We start from the raw sequence: 18,380 nt of genomic DNA, 5'->3' as shown, positions 1-18,380 counted from the left end.
GCCGCTTACACGTCGAACTTCACGCCCTGCGCGAGCGGCAATTCGCGGCTGTAGTTGATCGTGTTCGTCGCGCGGCGCATGTAGCTCTTCCAGGCGTCCGAGCCCGATTCGCGACCGCCGCCCGTCTCCTTTTCGCCGCCGAACGCGCCGCCGATCTCCGCGCCGCTCGTGCCGATGTTCACGTTGACGATCCCGCAATCGCTGCCCGCCGCCGACATGAACTGCTCGGCTTCGCGCACGTCGTTCGTGAAAATCGCCGACGACAGCCCTTGCGGCACGCCGTTGTGGATCGCGAGCGCATCGCCGAAGTCGTCGTAGACAAGCACATAGAGAATCGGCGCGAACGTCTCGCGCGTGACGACGGCCGTCTGCTTCGGCATCCGCACGAGCGCCGGGCGCACGTAGTACGCGTCCGCATGGCCCACGTCGACGCGCTCGCCGCCCTTCACATCGCCGCCCTGCTCGCGCGCATCGGCGAGCGCCTTTTGCATCGCGTCGAATGCCGCGCGGTCGATCAGTGGGCCGACCAGCGTGCCCGTCTCGAGCGGATCGCCGACCTTCACCGATGCGAACGCCTTCTCGAGGCGCGGCAGCAGTTGATCGGCGACGCTGCGATGCACGATCAGCCGGCGCAGCGTCGTGCAGCGCTGGCCCGCGGTGCCGACCGACGCGAACGTGACCGCGCGCACGACGAGATCGAGATCCGCGCTCGGCGCGACGATCATCCCGTTGTTGCCGCCGAGTTCGAGGAGGCTGCGCGCGAGGCGCCGGCTCAGCACCTGCGCGACCTCGATGCCCATCCGCACGCTGCCCGTCGCGGACACGAGCGGCACCTTCGGCGAAGCGGCGAGCGCCTCGCCGACGTCGCGGCCGCCGAGCACGAGCTGATGCAGCCCTTCCGGCACGACGCCCGGATGCGTCTTGTCGAATGCGCGTACCGCCTTCGCGAACAGCGCATGGCAAGCGATCGCGGTGAGCGGCGTCTTCTCGGACGGCTTCCAGACGACCGGGTCGCCGCAGACGAACGCGAGCGCCGCGTTCCACGACCATACGGCGACCGGGAAATTGAACGCGGAGATCACGCCGCACACGCCGAGCGGATGCCAGGTTTCCATCATCCGGTGGCCGGGGCGCTCGGACGCGATCGTGAGGCCATACAACTGCCGCGACAGGCCGACCGCGAAATCGCAGATGTCGATCATCTCCTGCACTTCGCCGAGGCCCTCGGACGCGATCTTGCCCGCTTCGAGCGTGACGAGCCGGCCGAGCGCCGCCTTGTGCTCGCGCAGCACGTTGCCCAACACGCGCACGAGCTCGCCGCGCACGGGCGCGGGCACCGTGCGCCACTTGAGGAACGCTTGATGCGCGGCGTCGATCTTGCGCTCGGTTTCGGCCGGGCTGTCGGCGGCGAGCGTCGCGAGCGTCGCGCCGTCGACGGGCGACCGGGCGGTCAGCGCGCTGCCTTGCCAGCCGGCCAGATCGACGTCGAGCGCGGCGAGAATGTCGTTGAATTGCATCGCTTCCTCTTCAGAACGGAATCAGGTTGATCGGTGCGGCGTCGCCGCCGCGAATGAATCGATTGGACCGCGTTCGCGCGCCGCATGCAAGCGGCCTGGCCGTTCGGCCTAGCGGTCCGCCGCGAGCGCCGCGCGCAGCCGGCGCACGCCCTCGAAGATCTCCGCTTCGCCCGGTGCGGCGAACGACAGCCGCAGGCTGCTCGCGTCCGCGTCGCGCGCGTAGAACGCCGCGCCCGGCACATACATCACGTTGTGCGCGAGCGCGCGCTTGAGCGCCTCCGCGGCGTCGCGGCCGGCCGTCAGGCGCGCCCACACGAACATGCCGCCCGCCGGCTCGCGCCACTCGACTTCGTCCGGCACGAATTGCCGGAGCGCGCTGACGAGCGCGCGGCAGCGGCTCCCGTAAGTCTGCGCGATCGTGCGCAGATGCGCGGCGAGCCGGCCGCTGTCCAGATAGCGCCGGATCGCCTCCTGCGCGATCGGCGCGGTGCACAAATCGCTCGTCTGCTTCGCGACCGTCATCCGGCGCGCGATCGCGGCGGGCGCGACCGCCCAGCCGATCCGCAAGCCCGGCGCGACGATCTTCGACAGACTGCCGAGGTAGACGGTCCAGTCTTCGGCGCCGGCGTGCGCGAGCACCGGCTTCACCGGCTCGCCGGAGAAGCGCAGGTCCGCGTACGGGTCGTCTTCGACGAGCACGAATTGCGCGTCGGCCGCGAGCGCGGCGAGCGTCGCGCGGCGCGCCGGCGGCAGCGTCGCGCCCGTCGGGTTCGCGAACGTCGGCACCGTGTACAGCAGCTTCGGGCGACGCTCGCTCGCAGGCCACGCGGCGAGCAGCACGGCGAGCGCATCGGGATCGACGCCGTCGCCGTCGGTGCGCACCGGCACGAGTTTCGCGCCCGCGAGCCGCAACGCCTGCAGCGCGGCCGGATACGCGGGCGCCTCGACGAGCGCGACGTCGCCCGGCTCGATCAGCGTGCGCACGAGCAGGTCGAAACCTTGCTGCGAGCCCGTCGTGACGAGCACCTGCGAAGCGTCGCACGTCACGCCGCGCGCGCTCGCCATCCAGTCCGCGAGCGCGCGGCGCAGGCCCGGCTGGCCCGCCGTGTCGCCGTACTGCAGGCACGCGAGCGGATCGTCGCGGGCCGCGTCCGCGAACGCGGCCGCGATGCCTTCCCGATCGAACAGATCGGCGGACGGATAGCCGCCCGCGAACGAGATCATCCCCGGCTTGCCGACGTGCTTGAACAGCTCGCGGATCGGCGATCCCTGCGGATCGGCGAACGGCGCGGCGAACGGGTAATCGACGGCGGCGGCGAGCGTCATGGCGGCTCCGGTACGATGGAAGTCGGGCGAAAGGCGGACGGAAAGCCGGGCGACTCAGGCGGCGGCCGTCATCTTGAAGATGCCGGTGGCGTTGCCCGCGTCGAAGCTCAGATCGAGCGCGCGGCGGCCGGTCTCGGCATCGGCGACCGCGTCACGCGTGATGAATTCGTAGAACGAGCCCGGCACCTCGCGCTCGACGAGCGCGCCGGACGCGTCAACCAACGTGCGCGTCACAGGGTCCGCGCGGAATGCGGTCTGCCGCACGCGCCCCGAGCGCGACACCTCGACGGCCGGCTTGATCGGCCGCCCCAGCGCGCGCTGCGCGGCGGCGAGCGCGTCGACGTCGGGCACGCGGTCGGTCGCATGATTGAACGCGTTGCCTTCGGTCGCGATCCACGCCATCTCGGCCGACTCGGCGAGCAGCGTTTCGTAATCGGCAAGCGCAGGCGACGCATGCTGGCGATCGAAGCAGCGCACGAGCACGGGCACCAGCGCGCAGGCGCCGGCAAGCGGCAGCGACGCGTCGCGCTCGAGCTCGGCGAGCGTCGCGACCGCCTGCGGCGTCAGCGGATCGGCCGACGTCCCGAGCACGTTCGTCACGGCCTGCTGGAACGCGGCGCTGAAGCGCTCCGGATGCAGTTCGCTGACGAAGAACTGCGCGATCTGGTCGGGCGCGTCGAGATGCGCGTACGAGCGGCCCGTCATCTTGAGGCGTTCGAGCGGATACGTGCCGTTCAGCCGATAGCCGAGCGGCCGAAGAATGCGCGTGAATGCCGCTTCGCCGGGCGGCAGCGCGCCGCACGACGGCCAGCGCACGGTGCGCAGCGCGCCATGGTCGAACGTCACGCGGCCGCCGTCGCGCGCGACGTCGCGCGTGTACGCGCGGCCCGTCGGCACCCGTTCGAGCAGATCCGCGAACAGCGCCATGTTGAGCGCCTGCGCGAGCTCGGCGCGCGTGACGACGCCCGGCTCGCAGCGCTCGAAACACGTCGGGACATGCATCAGCCGCATCAACTCGTCGATGGTCGGCTGATCGGAAACGGTGGCGAGCAAGGCGGCGAGGTTCGCGTTCATCGGGTTCTTCCGTGGGTTTGCGTCGTTCTGGCGGCATGCGCGCCACGCATTGAGCGGCGCGCTGAAATGATCAGAGGGTCAATTCTCAATGCGCGAAATTGGCTCGGCAATTGATATAAACTCACCAGTTCATTCCAAAAACTCACCAAGTCGCAAATTTCCGATCTTTCATCCGTCGATGCGAAAAGGCATTCCGAACCTCGCGGCGCTGCAGGTCTTCGAAGCGGCGGCCCGCCACGAAAGCTTCACCCGCGCGGCCGACGAGCTCGCGCTCACGCAAAGCGCGGTCAGCCGTCAGATCACGTCGCTGGAGGAGCGGCTCGGCGTCGCGTTGTTCCTGCGGATCAAGAAGCGGGTCGTGCTGACGCCGCACGGCCGGCACTACGCGGCGCTCGTGCGCCGCAACCTCGAGCGGATCGAGCGCGATACGCTCGAACTGATGGCGCAGCGCGGGATCGGCGCGACGCTCGAGCTCGCGGTCGTGCCGACGTTCGCGAGCCAATGGCTGATTCCACGCCTGCCGCGGTTCCGCGCGCTGCGGCCCGACATCACGGTCAATCTGTCGGTGCGCACTGAGCCGTTCCTGTTCAGCGATTCGACGTTCGACGCGGCGATCTACTTCGGCCACGCGCTGTGGCCCGGCACGCAAGGGCGGCTGCTGTTCCTCGAAGGCGACATGCTGCCCGTCTGCAGTCCGGCGCTGCTGCCCGCGGGCGGACGGCGGATCACGCGCGACGCGCTGCTCGATTTGCCGCTCCTGCACCTGTCGACGCGCGCGGACGCATGGCGCGACTGGTTCCGCGCGCACGGCCTCGACAACGACCTGCGCGCGGTGCGCGGGCCGCGCTACGAACTGTTCACGATGCTGACGGCGGCCGCGCACGCGGGAATGGGGGTCGCGCTGATGCCGGCGCTCCTCGTCGCCGACGAGCTTGCGTCGGGGCGCCTTTGCGCGCCGCTCGACCTGCGGCTGCCGAGCGACGCCGGCTACTACCTCGTCGCGCCCGACGCCGCCGCCGACAGCGAGCCGTTCGTCGCGTTGGCCGAATGGCTGGATTCCGTCGCGCCGACACGGACGATAAGCTGACGCGACCATCCTGTTCATCCGTTCATCGGCCGGCGGCAGCCGGCCACGCGAGATCGACCATGACCATTCACATCGGCGACATCGTGCCACTGTCCATCGCCCGCGCCCGCTTTTCCGAGCTGGCCGACGAGGCGCGGGACGGCGGCGAGAAGATCATCACGAAGAACGGCGCGGCGTACGTCGCGCTGATCGACGCCAGGCGGCTCGATCACTATCATCGGCTCGAGCGCGATCGGGCGGCGCAGGCAGAGGCCGGGCCGATGCACGGCGGGACCGGAGGCGGCAAAGGCGGCGATGGGAGCGATGAGGTCGCAGATATTGCGGCCGAAGGCATTGCGCCTTTGGCCAATGACAGTACGACGGGCGACTCGGGTGGCGGCTTGGACGCGTCGCCAGTTGAGTGCCGCACCGGGGGCGCCCGCGACGCCGCGGACGGCTCGCCGCGCGGCGGCGGCACGCGTCCGATGCACGACGCATGCGGTTCACGCGCCGCAGACGACGGTTGATGGCCGGGGCGGTTGGCGGTTGACGCCGCGCGGTTCGCGGTTCGCGGTTCGCGGTGGTCGGCGGTCGGCGGTCGGCGGTCGGCGGTCGGCGGTCGGCGGTCGGCGGTCGGCGGTCGGCGGTCGGCAAAGATTGAAACAACTGGCCGAGCGTCGAGCCGCGAGAAATCACGCCCCGAACACAAAGCCCCGGGAACAACGACTCGAAATCGGAATCCGCCAGCCTCCAAGGGCTGCCGGCAACGCGCGACGCCCGCCCGTCCATCCGGGCAGACTCTGCTTCAACGCACGCGAGACACCCGATACGATAGTCAGATCATTCATCCTCGTTCGCTCACACACGACAACCGCATGCAGAACTACTACGAAGCCACTGCGACACGCACGCTCTACCCCGCGCTCGCCGATCGCGTCGACGTCGATGTCTGCATCGTCGGCGGCGGCCTCGCCGGCCTGTCGACAGCGCTCGGGCTCGTCGAGCGCGGCGTGCGCGACGTCGCGGTGCTCGACGCGCAGACGGTCGGCTTCGGCGCGTCAGGCCGCAACGGCGGCTTCGTGTTCGGCGGTTACAGCCTCGACAACGCGGATCTCCTGCGCATGCTCGGCCCCGAGTCCGCACGCGCGCTCTATCGGTTGACGATCGACGCGATCGACCTGATCCGCGCGCGCGCCGCGCGCTACGGCATCGACTGCGAGCTGGTCGACGGCGGCGTGATCCTCGCGAACTGGTTCGACGATCCGGCGCGCCTGAACGCACCGCGCAAGCTGATGAAGGAAGTGTTCGGCGTCGAATGGGAGCCGCTCGACGCAAACGCGTTGCGCACGCGCCTGAAAACCGACCGCTATCACGGCGGGCTCTTCGAGCGCAACGCGTTCCACTTCCATCCGCTCAAGTACGTGCTCGGCATCGCGGCCGCGGCCACGCGCGGCGGCGCGCGGATCCACGAGCATTCGGCCGCGCGCACGATCCGCCGCGACGGCGCGGGCTTCGTCGTCGCGACAGACGGCGGCGCCGTGCGTGCGCGGCGCGTCGTGTTCGCGGGCGGCGGCTATGCGCGCGGCGTGTATCCGCGCATCGAGCGTGCGGTGCTGCCGATCGCGACCTACGTGATCGCGACCGAGCCGCTCGGCGCGCGGCTCGCCGACGCGATCGCATGCCGGTCGGCCGTCTACGACACCCGCTTCGCCTTCGACTACTACCGGCCGCTCGCCGACTCACGCATCCTGTGGGGCGGCCGCATCTCGGTGCTCGAACGCGGGCCGGACGCCATCGCGCGGCTGCTCAAGCACGACCTCGTGCGCGTCTATCCACAGTTGCGCGACGTTGCCGTGCAGTTCGCGTGGGGCGGGCTCATGAGCTACGCGCGCCACAAGATGCCGCAGATCGGACGCGACCCGGATGGCGTCTGGCACGCGGTCGGCTTCGGCGGCCACGGGATGGCGCCGACGACGGTCGCGGGCGAGGTGCTCGCAGCAGCGCTCGCCGAACGGCGGCCCGTGCCGGACGGCTTCGCAAGGTTCGGCCTCACACGCACATTCGGCCTCGCCGGGCTGGCCGCCGCACAACTCACGTACAGCGCGTACGAGGCGCGGGATGCGCTCGCCGCGCGCCGCCGCACACGTTTCGACAAACCCGTTTTTTAGGGTTCTTCGGGGATTTTCGGGGGACGCGAGGCAGACCGTCGCCGGTCGGTGAAGCATCGCTTGTCCGATCTGTAGCGCGAATACTTTTACCCGCCAAAATAAAAAATATAGAGATGTGGCCTGGGTGTTTTGGAAGGTGAAATATTCGCGCCTGTTATTCGCCGCAGATCAACCGTTATTCGTTGGTGCCTGTTGCCCACACGGGTACTTGCGGTTCGTAAATGACGACGTTTCCGTCATTCTGGACGATGAGCGTCGAATACGGCTTGCCATTTGTGTCGCTTGCCCATACGGCTCCGGGATAGCCGTAGATCACAAAATTGCCGTCTTGTTGCATGATTGCTTTTGAGACGGCCTTGCCATTCGTGCCGGATGCCCATAGTGCCCGATGATCGCTCAGACGGTACAGCACGAGATTTCCATCGTCCTGCAAAATGAACTGGTATCGACCATCCGTGGAGACAAGGTAGTCTTCCTTGAGCAAAAACTGATTCGTCAGCAATGTTGCGCCTTTATATGCCATGATGATATCTCCGATTGTAAATTGGGCGACAAGCGCCAATCCACCGTGAACATTCGCGGTGAGATTGCATCCGGATAAAATCTGTTTCTAAAATGTTGAGTTGGTTTCCGCTTCTTCAGCATGAGGCCACTCGTTATAGCGTGGTAAGAAGAATGGTAGGCCGGCCTTGTCATCCGTCAGGCAAAATATTTATATCGTTTACCCTATATTGAACTGGCATATTATTTGTTGGGTAAATTGCTAAAAAATCGCCGATTTAATTAACCTGATATTGTATTTCCCGATCTCGTGGCGGAAACTTCGGACGCTCGAGCACGGACCTTCAAAAGGCGGCAAGGGGGCGGACAGCGACATCCCCGGAAATCTTCGAAGGACCTTTTTTAGAGCCAGGAATCGGGCCGAAGCCAATTGGGGCGCGTGCTAGAATGCGCCGACCATGCCGCCGCCCGATGACGCCAAAATGAAACAAGGAAGCAAGGCCGCCGCGCCCGACGCCGATGCGCGGCGCGATGAGGCGCGCCGCAAATACGATCCCGAACAGACGAAGCGCAACATCCTCGACGTCGCCACGCAGGAGTTCTCCGCGATGGGGCTGTCGGGCGCGCGCGTCGATTCGATCGCCGAACGCACGAACACGACGAAGCGAATGCTCTACTACTACTTCGACAGCAAGGAAGGGCTGTACGAAGCAGTACTCGAGAAAGTCTACGGCGACATCCGCGCGCTCGAACTCGAACTGAACGTCGGCGAACTGGAGCCGCGCGAGGGCTTGCGCCGGCTCGTCGAATTCACGTTCGACTACCACGACAAGCATCGCGACTTCGTGCGCCTCGTGACGATCGAGAACATTCACGGCGCGAAGTATCTCGAGCAGCTGAAGTCGTTCAAGAACCGCAACGTCAGCATCATCAAGACGCTCGAGGACCTGCTCGCGCACGGCGTCGAAAGCGGCGCGTTCCGCGAGGATGTCGATCCGTTCGATCTGCATCTGCTGATCAGCTCGTTCTGCTTTCATCGCGTCGCGAACCGCTATACGTTCGGCACGGCGTTCGGCCGCGATCCGTCGTCGCCGCGACTGCGCACGCGGCATCGCGCGATGATCGCCGAGACGGTCTTGCGTTACGTCGCACGCTGATCGTCGGCGCACGGCGCGTGGGGCCGCGCGCTCGTCGCGCAGCCCCACGACGAGCGCCGAAGTCCGCTCAGGCCTGCGCGTGCGTCGCCGGCGCCGGCTCGGCAAGTGCGATCCGCGCCTTCTCCTCCGGGCTTCCCGCGACGAAGTACTTCTTCGCCCACCGCGAATCCGGCTGCAACGCAAGCTTGCCGCGCACGCCCGTCCCCGAACCCGCATCCGAACCCGAGCCGCGACGCGAAGCGATCGCCAGCGCGCGCGCACGATAGTGCTCGTAAAGCCGCAAGAACTCCGCGAGATAGATCGCCGCGACGCGCGCATCGCGAATCTCCAGCAGATTCTCGTCGTTGAAATGCTCGGAATTCCCGCTCATGTTCGCCGAGCCGCTGTAGACGATCGGATCCGCCCCCTCCGCGTCGATCACGATGAACTTGTGGTGAATGACGACGGGCGGATAAGCGGGCGGCGCTTCCCCCGGAAAGAGCCGCAGCTCCGTCTCGAAGCCGTCCGGCACCGCTGCGGGAGAGAAATACGCGGCGTCGATCACGTCGCGATTCGAACGGCTGCGGTGATACAGCTCGAGGTTCGCGAGACGCGCGGCATCGAGCGTCTTGCCGTCGCGCTGATCCGCGTCCGCCTGCTGCGCGCCGCGCGCGCTGATCCCGTTGACGAGCCCGAACATCATCAGCCCGCGGTCGCCCGCTTCGAAGCACGCGTCGCGCAGCGCGGCATCGGTCGGCATGAAGAGACAAAACGCAACCGAATGCTGCGCACCGCGGATCGCGTCGACAACCGTGTCGATCTGCGTGCGCACGCCGCGCGGCTCCGGCGAAAACGACACGCGCACGCGCGCCGAACCGATTTCGATCGCCTCCGACCAGCCGGGCGCGAGCCGCGCGGTCTCGGCGATGCCCGGATTCGACGCGAGCGCGCGCGCTCGCGCGTTGTACAGCTCGGCGAGCGCCGCCGACTCGAACGTGTGCAGTACGTTCGCCTGCTCGGTGATGCCCTCGGTCGTGAAGTTCGCCGAGCCGGTCAGCACGCGCGCGGGCCCCGTCTCGTCGCCCGCGACGATGAACTTGTCGTGCATGATCCGCGTCTTGTCGCGCGGTGCGAGCGTCGCGATGCCCGTCAATCGGTCGACGGCCGGCTGGTTCGGCGACGGCAGCGGCGGCTCGCCGCGGCCGCGCTGCGTCTCGTGCGCGTCATAGACGATCGCGAGCGCATCGGCGCCGTGCGCGCGGCCGAACGCGTCGAATGCCGGAATCGCCCAAAGCGGATCGGTCAGGTGATAGACCGCCGACACCGCGCGCCGCGCATCGCCGCCGAGTACCAATCCGAAGGTCTCCTGCAGATCGTTCGCAAGCCACGTGCGCAGCTTCAGCGCCGCGTCGGGCGACGGCGCATCGCCTGCGGCGAGATGCAGCGCGCGAACCTGCTTCGCGAACGCCTGCGAGCTCACCACCGCGCGGTTGAACCACGTGCCGATCCCATCCTCGACGTGCGCGGGCAGCGTGACGCTGCATACGCCCGCATCGGCTTCGAGCACGTGCAGCGACGCGGGCGTGCCGACGACCGGATAGACGTCGTAGCGAAACGTCCGGCCGCGATCCGGTGGATCGATCCGCGCGTCCCACCACATGAATTTCTGGATCGGCGCCTGATCGGTCGGCGCATCGCCTTGGGTGCCGGCCGCGGGGCCGTCGAACGTCAGCCGGTTCGGCAGCCAGCTCGTCGCGGCGCGCGTCTTGCCGTCCGTCGACCAGAAGCCGGGCGTACGCTTGATCGCAAAACCGAGAAAATCATCGCGCCGCCGCGCGTCGGGCCAATCGAAGGCCAGCAGGACCAACGTCGGGGAAAGATAGCTGCGCACGCTGACGGACATCGCCGCCCTCCTCGGCTCATCGCCTTCCAAAGTCGAAGCGTCGAGTGTTCAGCGCTTGCTTGCCGTGCGTGTGACGTTCCGATGAAGTTTCCGTGTCGTGTTTGCTTCGACGCGGCTCGAGGCGGCGGATGGGGCATGGCGAAGGGCGGGCGCACGAGAGGCAGGTGATCGAAGCGGAACGAGACAGGGCGAGGTTCGACGGCACGCTGCGCGGCGCAGCGCAATGCGAGACACATGACCTGCATCGCGGGTGTGCGACACATCGACCGACGCAGCAGCGATCAGCCGCAGGACAACCTCGATCTGCCGGAATGTCGGCGCATGCCGCACCGCCTTGTCGTGCTCGCGCCGGAACACGAAATAGCGCCCCGCTTATCGGAACATGACGTGCATCGCGCGCTCGCGACGCATCGGCCGTTGCCACCACGATCCGCCGCAGACAACAATCCCGCTCCCCAGAACGTCGGCGCGCCGCATCGCCTTGTCGTGCTCGCGCCGGAACACGAAATAGCGCGCCACTTGTCAGAACATCCCGCGCATCGCGCCGTCCACCACGCACCGCCCCACACCGCACCGCTCAACCACAGACGACGAGCTCGATCCCGCGCAACGTCAACGCCCGCCGCATCGCCTTGTCCGGCGCGCGCTCGGTCACGAGGAAGCGGGCCGCCTCCGAGCCATTGATCCGCACGGGCATCACGCGTCCGAACTTCGAGTGATCGGCGACGACGACGGGCGCCGCCGCCGCCGCGAGCATCCGCCCGCGCACTTCGGCGACGACGCGCGAATAATCGGTCAACGTGCCGTCCGGCGTGATCCCGCCCGCGCCGACGAACGCGAAATCGACGTGGTATTGCCCGAGCTGCTGGATCGTGTCGAGGCCGAATGTCGCGTCTTCGTCATCGGACAGCTCGCCGCCGAGAAGCGTCACGCGGTTGCCGTTGCGGCGGCCGAGCACGCCGGCGATCCGCCAGTCGTTCGTATAGACGGTCAGTCGATGCCGGTCGACGAGCGCGAGCGCGACCGCATGGACCGTGCTGCCCGAGTCGAGCAGCACCGACGCGCCATCGGGCACGAACTCGGCCGCGCGCCGGCCGATCGCGCGCTTCGCGTCCGCGTGCGACGCATCGCGCTCGGACACGCTCGGCTCGTGCCGGTCGGCGGCGAGCGCGCCGCCGTGCGTCGTGATCACGAGGCCGCGCGCGGCAAGCGCGTTCAGATCGCGGCGGATCGTCTCGCGCGACACGTTGAGCGCGTTCACGAGCTGTGCGACCGACAGTGCGCCCGCGCGACCGAGTTCGGACAGGATGTAGCGATGACGTTGTTCTGCAAGCATGGCGCGCGGCGCGGCCGGGCCGCGAGTCGGATCGTGAATGACGGATGGCGGGCTATTGTAGTACGGCGCAATGATCTCGCGCCGATCGCCCGCCTGTCCGGCGGCGCCGCGAGCCGGCCTACAGAATCGGGATTTCGCGCAGCATGCGCGTGTCGCGCGGACGATTGCGGAGAAACAGCGCGGACAGCACCGCGCCGATCAGCGCGATCGCACCCGCGAGCACGAACGCGGACACGAACGAGCCGCTGCGTTCGACGATGAAGCCGGTGACGGCCGGCCCGACGACGCCCGACAGGCTCCCCATGCAGTGCAGGCAACCGCTGACGGCGCCGACCCGCGCGGGCACGACGAGGTCCTGCACGATCGCCCAGTAGATCGCGCCCGTCACGTAGAGGAAGAAGAGCGACACGGACATCAGCGCGACCGCGCTCTGCGACGAGCGCACCGAGCCCGCCACCGCGACGCAGATCCCCGCGCCGAGCAGGCAACTCACGAGCACGATCCGGCGCGACAGCATCGCGTTGCCGGTGAGCTTGTAGATCGCGTCCGAGATGACGCCGCCGCACGCGAGGCCGACGGTGCCGACGAGCCACGGCACGACGGTCGCGACACTCATCTCGCGGATGTTCAGGTGATGCGCCTGCACGAGGTAGCTCGGGAACCAGCTCAGGAAGAAGAACAGCACATAGTTGTAGCCGAAGAACGCGACGCCCGTCGCGAGGATGCGCGGCTGCTTCAGGTAATGGCGAAGCGGCGGCGCATCGGCGGTGCCGGCGGCCGGTTGCTGCGCCGCCGCGCGGGCCGGCGCGACACCGCCGGGCACGGCTTGCTCGGCCGTCGATACGCGCTGCGCGGGCCGATCGGACGTCGTCGCAACCCAGACGAGCACCCATGCGAGGCCGATCGCGCAGACGATCCAGAAAGCCGGCCGCCAGCCGAACTCAACGGCGAGCACCCCGACGATCGGCCCGGCGATCGCGCCGCCCAGCGGCGAGCCGGCGCTCAGGAGCCCCATCGCGGTCGCCGCCGATTCGCGCGGCAGCCAGTTGTTGACCATCTTGTTCGCCGCCGAGCAGAGCGGCCCTTCCGCCATGCCGAACAGCAGGCGCACGATCAGCAGGCTGACGAAGCCGATCGCGATCGCCGTCATCCCGCAGAAGATCGACCACAGGCCGACCGCCAGCACATAGACGAGCTTCGGCCCGAGCCGGTCCGACGCGAGGCCGCCGATGAAGTTGAACAGCGCATAGCCGACGAAGAACGTGCTGAAGACGATGCCCATCTGCGCAGCGTCGATCCCGAGATCCTTCTGCACCATCGGCGCGACGATCGACAGCGCGACGCGGTCGAGATAATTGATGCCATACACGATGAACAGCAGGAATACCGTGATCCATCCCATCGTTTTCTGGTTCATGCCTGTCTCCTTCATGCCGATGCTGCCGGCGTTCATGTGATTTGTCGTTGCCGCCGGCGCGTCGACGGAAGGCCGACCGCGGACCGACTTCGGCAGTGTGTCGCCGGCGGATGCGGCGGTCGGGCGGCGCGTCTTCCGCTCGGCTTTACGCGCGAAATCTGCCGCACGAAAAACGAAGTCCTTCGCACGGCGGGCGATGGCGAATGCAAACGCGAATGCGAGCGCCCGATCCCGCAGCCGGCCCGCGCGATCAAGCGTCGAGCAACGGCCGCAGCAGCGCGTCCGTGCCGCGTTCGCGCAGCGTCGCCAGATGCGTGCCGACGCGCGCCGTCAGCGCATCGGGCCATCGCGCCGCGTCGCGCGACGCGAGCGAATCCAGCGCCGCGCGCACCGCATCGGCCGCGGTCCGCGCCCCGCGAAGGCGATCAGCAAGCGCATCGGCGCCGGGATCGTCGAGCGCGAGCGGCGCGCCCGCCTCGTCGCGCGCGACTTCGACGTAATGCAGCCACGCCGCGAGCGCACGCTCGACAAACGGCCGCTCGACGCCCGCCACCGCGCTCTCCGCGAGCGCCGGCAGCCAGCGCAGCGGCACCTTCTGCGTGCCGTCCGTCGCGATCTGCGCGGTGCGATGCGCGAGCGTCGGGTTGCGAAAGCGCTCGATCAACGACGCGCAATACGCGCGCGCGTCGTAGCCGGCAGGCACGTCGACCGTCGCGAGCAAGTCGCGCGCCATCAGGCCGCGCACGAATGCGTCAATCAGCGGGTCGGCCATCGCCTCGGACACCGTGTGCCGCCCGCGCAACTGGCCGACGTAGGCGATCGCGGAGTGCGCGCCGTTCAGCAGGCGCAGCTTCATTTTCTCGTACGGACGCACGTCGGTCGCGACGAGCGCGCCCGCGTCCTCCCAGCGCGGCCGCGCGCCCGCGAACCGGTCCTCGAACACCCATTGCGCGAACGGCTCGCAGACGATCGCCGCCTCGTCGCGCACGCCGATGCGCGCCTCGACCCAGTCGAGCGATTCGGGCGTCGCGGCCGGCACGATCCGGTCGACCATCGTGTTCGGAAACGCGACGTCGCCGCGGATGCGCCGCGCGAGCGCGCCGTCGAACTGCTCCGCGTATTGCGTCGCCAGCATGCGCAGCGTGTCGCCGTTCGACGGCATGTTGTCGCAGCAGACCACCGACAGCGGCGCGCCGGACGCACGCAGCCGGATGCCCGCGGCCAGGACGCCGAGCGTCGTCCAAGGCGCGTCCGGTTGCTGCAGGTCGCGGCGGATCGCCGGATCGTCGACGTCGAGATCCGCGCCGCCCGCCTTCCGGTAATAGCCCTTCTCGGTGACGGTCAGGCTGACGATCGACACGTCCGGATCGGCGATCAGGCTCAGCAGCGGCGCGAGCGCCTGCGGCGCGAACAGCGCGCGATGCACGGCGCCGACGATCCGGGTGCGCGCAGCGTCGCCGTCGCGCTCGGTCACCGAATAGAGATGATCCTGCGCGGCGAGCAGATCGACCGCATGCCTGCGCCGCAGCTCGACGCCGGCGATCCCCCATCGCGTATCGCCGCGGTCGAGCAGCGTCTCGGTGTAGCGCGCCTGATGCGCGCGATGAAATGCGCCGAGACCGAGATGGACGATGCCCGTGCGAAGCGCGCGCCTGTCGTAGCGGGGGCGGGACACGTCGGCCGGCAGATCCCGGCATTGATCAGATGAAAGAAGCGGCATGGTGATTGAATCGGCGATTTGTACCATGGTAGTCAATGCATTGCCGGGAGATTATTCCGAGTGCACATCTATTTTTATCGGTGTAAACGCTATATCGGCTATCTGGCGCGTCAGATGTACCATGGTAGACAGATGAGAGAGACCCTGTCTCGGCCCTTGATGAAGACCCAGTTGATGAACGACAAGGAATCCACGGAAGACACCGTCGTCGCGGCGCTGAACGGCTTCGTGCTCGATGCCGGCAAGTCGTATACGCAGCAGGTGCACGCGCTGCTGCGCAACGCGATCGTGCGCGGCGCGCTGCCGCCGCGCACCGCACTGTCGGAGGCGGTGATCTCGGCGACGATCGACGTGAGCCGCACGCCGGTGCGCGAAGCGCTCGCGCAGCTCGCCGACGAGCGGCTCGTGCAGATCTACCGCAAGGTCGGCACGATCGTCGCGCCGATCTCAGTGTCGATACTCGAGGAAGGACGCTTCGCGCGCAGCACGCTCGAATGCGCGAACCACGTCGATCTCGCGCAGAAGATCACGCCGGCGCAGCTCGCGGAGCTCGCCCGACTCGTCGACGCGCAGCGCGACGCAGTGGCCGCGCGCGACATCGACACGTTCTTCGCGCTCGACGAAACGATGCACGGCCGGATGTTCGAATTCGCCGGCCGGCCGCACGTGTGGGAAATGCTGCAGCCGATGAAGCGGCAGTTCGACCGCGTGCGCTGGCTGCTGCTCGATCGTGTCGAGGACCACGCGCGCCGCGCGCTGCACGAGCACGAGCAGATCCTCGCGCACATCGCGTCGCGCAACATGGCGCTGCTCGGCGCGTCGGTCGCGATGCACGTCGACCGCGTCAGCTCCCATCTGCCGGAGGTGCGCGACCGCGCGCCGCATTACTTTGTCGACTGAACCCCTCACCGGAGAAGCCGGATGAAAATCGAACGGCTGCACCTCATCGTCACCTGCCCCGGCCGGAATTTCGTGACGGTCAAGATCGTCACCGACGAAGGCGTCTACGGCCTCGGCGACGCGACGCTCAACGGGCGCGAGCTCGCGGTGCGCGCGTATCTCGAGGACCACGTGTTCCCGTGCCTCGTCGGCCGGGACCCGCGCGACATCGAGGACATCTGGCAATACCTGTATCGCGGCGCGTACTGGCGCCGCGGGCCCGTGACGATGACGGCGATCGCCGCGATCGACATGGCGCTATGGGACATCAAGGGCAAGCTCGCCGGCATGCCCGTCTATCAGCTGCTCGGCGGCAGGAGCCGCGACGGGCTGATGGTGTACGGCCACGCGACCGGACGCGATCATGACGAGGCGATCGACGCCGTGCATCGGCACATCGAGCAAGGCTACCGCGCGATCCGCGTGCAGTCCGGCGTGCCGGGGCTCTCGAAAGTGTACGGCGTCGGCAAGACCGCGGGCGCGTACGAGCCCGCCGAGAAGGGCCTGCCGCCCGAGGAGCCGTGGGACACCGCGCTCTACCTGCGCCACACGCCGGAGCTGTTCCGCAAGGTGCGCGACGCAGTCGGCGACGCGCCGCATCTGCTGCACGACGCGCATCACCGGCTGACGCCGATCGAGGCGGCGCGCCTCGGGCGCGATCTCGAGCCGTATCGACTGTTCTGGCTCGAAGACGCGACGCCCGCCGAGAATCAGGACGCGTTCCGGCTGATCCGCGGCCATACGACGACGCCGCTCGCGGTCGGCGAGGTCTTCAATTCGATCTGGGACTGCAAGGACTTGATCCGCGACCAGCTGATCGACTACATCCGCGCGACGATCGTCCACGCGGGCGGCATCACGCACGTGCGCCGCATCGCCGACTATGCGGCGATGTACCAGGTTCGCACCGGCTTCCACGGCGCGACCGACCTGTCGCCCGTATGCATGGCGGCCGCCGTCAACTTCGGCCTGTGGGCGCCGAATTTCGGCATTCAGGAGCTGATGCCGCACACCGCGCTGACCGACGAGGTCTTCCCGCACAATTATCGCTTCGAGGACGGCTGTCTCGTGATGGACGACGTGCCGGGCCTGGGCGTCGACATCGACGAGGCGCTCGCCGCGAAATATCCGTACGAGCGCGCGTATCTGCCCGTCGCCCGCTTGCGCGACGGCTCGATGTGGAATTGGTGATCACGCATGAGTGATCACCCGAATGCACGAAACACGAAGGAGAATCAGGACATGCTGAGCGTCGTCGTCGATCGGCCCAATAGCATGGGCGTGCGCGAAATGCCGATGCCCGCGCCCGCCGCGGGCGAATTGCGCGTGCGCGTGCGCTATGCGGGCATCTGCGGATCCGATCTGCACATCTTTCATGGCAAGAACCCGTTCGTCTCGTATCCGCGGATCATCGGGCACGAGTTCGTCGGGCGCGTCGAATCGGTCGGCGCGGGCGTCGACGCATCGCGCGTCGGCGAAACCGTCGCGGTCGATCCGGTCATCAGCTGCGGGCGCTGCCACGCGTGCGCGATCGGCCGGCGCAACGTGTGCCGCCACCTGAGCGTGCTCGGCGTGCATCGCGACGGCGGCTTCAGCGAATACGTGTGCGTGCCCGCCGCGAACGCCTACCGGATTGCGCCCGAGATCGCCGACACCTGCGCGGCGATCGTCGAGCCGTTCGCGGTCGCGGCGAACGCGACCGCGCGCACCGGCGTGCTGCCGTCCGACGTCGCGCTGATCTACGGCGCGGGCACGGTGGGCCTCACGCTGCTGCAGGTGCTCAAGCGCGTCTACGGAATCCGCGCGTTCATCACCGATCGCCTCGGCGAGCGCCTCGAACTCGCCCGCAAGTGCGGCGCGGCCGACGACGAGGTGATCAACGCCGCGACGGAAACGCTGCCGGACGCGCTGCAGCGGCGCGGGGTCGACGGCGGTCCGACGCTGATCTTCGATGCGGTGTGCCACCCGTCGATCCTCGAGGAAGCGGTGCGGCTCGCGGCGCCCGCCGCGCGGATCGGCGTGCTCGGCTTCTCGTCGGAGCCGTCGTCGATCGTGCAGGCGGAGCTGACGAAGAAGGAATTGACGCTGTGCGCGTCGCGGCTCAATTGCGCGATGTTTCCGCAGGTCATCGAATGGATCGGCGCGGGGCTCGTGCATCCGGAGCACATCGTCACGCACAAGGTCGATTTCCGCGACGTCGCGCAGGCGTTCGATCTCGCGGAACGCAATCCGCGAGAAAGCTGCAAGATCCTGCTGGATTTCGCGGCGGAATGAACG

General features: G+C 68.1%; 15 protein-coding genes. 7 read left to right on the top strand and 8 right to left on the bottom strand.

Features of this window, described 5'->3' with window-relative positions; translation table 11 throughout:
• Positions 1–5 precede the first annotated feature (5 nt).
• From amaB to WS69_RS06290, 3 genes are all read right to left on the bottom strand, one after another.
• On the bottom strand, positions 6–1,517 hold the full coding sequence (gene amaB, locus WS69_RS06300; protein ID WP_059469945.1) for an L-piperidine-6-carboxylate dehydrogenase: 1,512 nt from the start codon (positions 1,515–1,517) through the stop codon (positions 6–8).
• Positions 1,518–1,625: 108 nt separating this feature from the next.
• Positions 1,626–2,843, bottom strand: a complete 1,218-nt coding sequence (locus tag WS69_RS06295) for an aminotransferase-like domain-containing protein (protein ID WP_059469944.1) — start codon at positions 2,841–2,843, stop codon at positions 1,626–1,628.
• 54 nt (positions 2,844–2,897) lie between these two features.
• Complete coding sequence (locus WS69_RS06290; RefSeq protein WP_059469943.1) at positions 2,898–3,917, bottom strand: DUF1338 domain-containing protein; 1,020 nt, start codon at positions 3,915–3,917, stop codon at positions 2,898–2,900.
• A 178-nt stretch (positions 3,918–4,095) separates the two neighbouring features.
• Between WS69_RS06290 and WS69_RS06285 the strand changes: the two genes are divergently transcribed.
• From WS69_RS06285 to WS69_RS06275, 3 genes are all read left to right on the top strand, one after another.
• On the top strand, positions 4,096–5,004 hold the full coding sequence (locus tag WS69_RS06285; RefSeq protein ID WP_059469942.1) for a LysR substrate-binding domain-containing protein: 909 nt from the start codon (positions 4,096–4,098) through the stop codon (positions 5,002–5,004).
• Positions 5,005–5,063: 59 nt separating this feature from the next.
• Positions 5,064–5,510: a type II toxin-antitoxin system Phd/YefM family antitoxin gene (locus WS69_RS06280; protein WP_059469941.1), complete on the top strand. Its 447-nt coding sequence runs from the start codon at positions 5,064–5,066 to the stop codon at positions 5,508–5,510.
• Positions 5,511–5,858: 348 nt separating this feature from the next.
• Positions 5,859–7,151 (top strand): NAD(P)/FAD-dependent oxidoreductase, encoded by a 1,293-nt coding sequence (locus tag WS69_RS06275; RefSeq protein WP_059469940.1) that lies wholly within the window; start codon positions 5,859–5,861, stop codon positions 7,149–7,151.
• Between the two features lie 175 nt (positions 7,152–7,326).
• Here WS69_RS06275 and WS69_RS06270 read toward each other — a convergent pair whose 3' ends face one another.
• Complete coding sequence (locus WS69_RS06270) at positions 7,327–7,674, bottom strand: hypothetical protein (RefSeq protein WP_059469968.1); 348 nt, start codon at positions 7,672–7,674, stop codon at positions 7,327–7,329.
• 436 nt (positions 7,675–8,110) lie between these two features.
• Here WS69_RS06270 and WS69_RS06265 point away from each other — a divergent pair, with 436 nt between their 5' ends.
• A complete protein-coding gene (locus tag WS69_RS06265) occupies positions 8,111–8,809 on the top strand; it encodes a TetR/AcrR family transcriptional regulator (RefSeq protein WP_082715992.1) in 699 nt (232 codons plus the stop codon).
• A 67-nt stretch (positions 8,810–8,876) separates the two neighbouring features.
• On the opposite strand, the gene WS69_RS06260 is transcribed toward WS69_RS06265, so the two are convergent.
• From WS69_RS06260 to WS69_RS06245, 4 genes are all read right to left on the bottom strand, one after another.
• Entirely contained in the window at positions 8,877–10,691 is a 1,815-nt protein-coding gene (locus WS69_RS06260) for a phospholipase D-like domain-containing protein (protein ID WP_059469939.1), read from the bottom strand.
• Between the two features lie 577 nt (positions 10,692–11,268).
• A complete protein-coding gene (locus tag WS69_RS06255; protein WP_059469938.1) occupies positions 11,269–12,027 on the bottom strand; it encodes a DeoR/GlpR family DNA-binding transcription regulator in 759 nt (252 codons plus the stop codon).
• 118 nt (positions 12,028–12,145) lie between these two features.
• The gene (locus tag WS69_RS06250) at positions 12,146–13,444 is read right to left on the bottom strand and encodes an MFS transporter (RefSeq protein WP_059469967.1); all 1,299 of its coding nucleotides are present in this window, start codon (positions 13,442–13,444) and stop codon (positions 12,146–12,148) included.
• Between the two features lie 250 nt (positions 13,445–13,694).
• A complete protein-coding gene (locus WS69_RS06245) occupies positions 13,695–15,164 on the bottom strand; it encodes a mannitol dehydrogenase family protein (RefSeq protein WP_059469937.1) in 1,470 nt (489 codons plus the stop codon).
• 174 nt (positions 15,165–15,338) lie between these two features.
• On the opposite strand from WS69_RS06245, the gene WS69_RS06240 reads away from it, so the two are divergent.
• Genes WS69_RS06240 through WS69_RS06230 form a run of 3 tightly spaced genes read left to right on the top strand, consistent with a single transcriptional unit; the run spans position 15,339 to position 18,377 of the window.
• Complete coding sequence (locus tag WS69_RS06240) at positions 15,339–16,064, top strand: GntR family transcriptional regulator (protein WP_059469936.1); 726 nt, start codon at positions 15,339–15,341, stop codon at positions 16,062–16,064.
• Between the two features lie 21 nt (positions 16,065–16,085).
• Positions 16,086–17,294, top strand: a complete 1,209-nt coding sequence (gene manD / locus WS69_RS06235; RefSeq protein ID WP_059469935.1) for a D-mannonate dehydratase ManD — start codon at positions 16,086–16,088, stop codon at positions 17,292–17,294.
• A 51-nt stretch (positions 17,295–17,345) separates the two neighbouring features.
• A complete protein-coding gene (locus WS69_RS06230; protein WP_059469966.1) occupies positions 17,346–18,377 on the top strand; it encodes a Zn-dependent oxidoreductase in 1,032 nt (343 codons plus the stop codon).
• Positions 18,378–18,380 lie beyond the last annotated feature (3 nt).

The organism is Burkholderia sp. BDU5 (assembly GCF_001522845.1).
GTDB classification, from domain to species: Bacteria; Pseudomonadota; Gammaproteobacteria; order Burkholderiales; family Burkholderiaceae; genus Burkholderia; species Burkholderia mayonis.
Note: the sequence above shows the minus strand (reverse complement) of the source record. Positions and strands in the feature narration are given on the sequence as shown.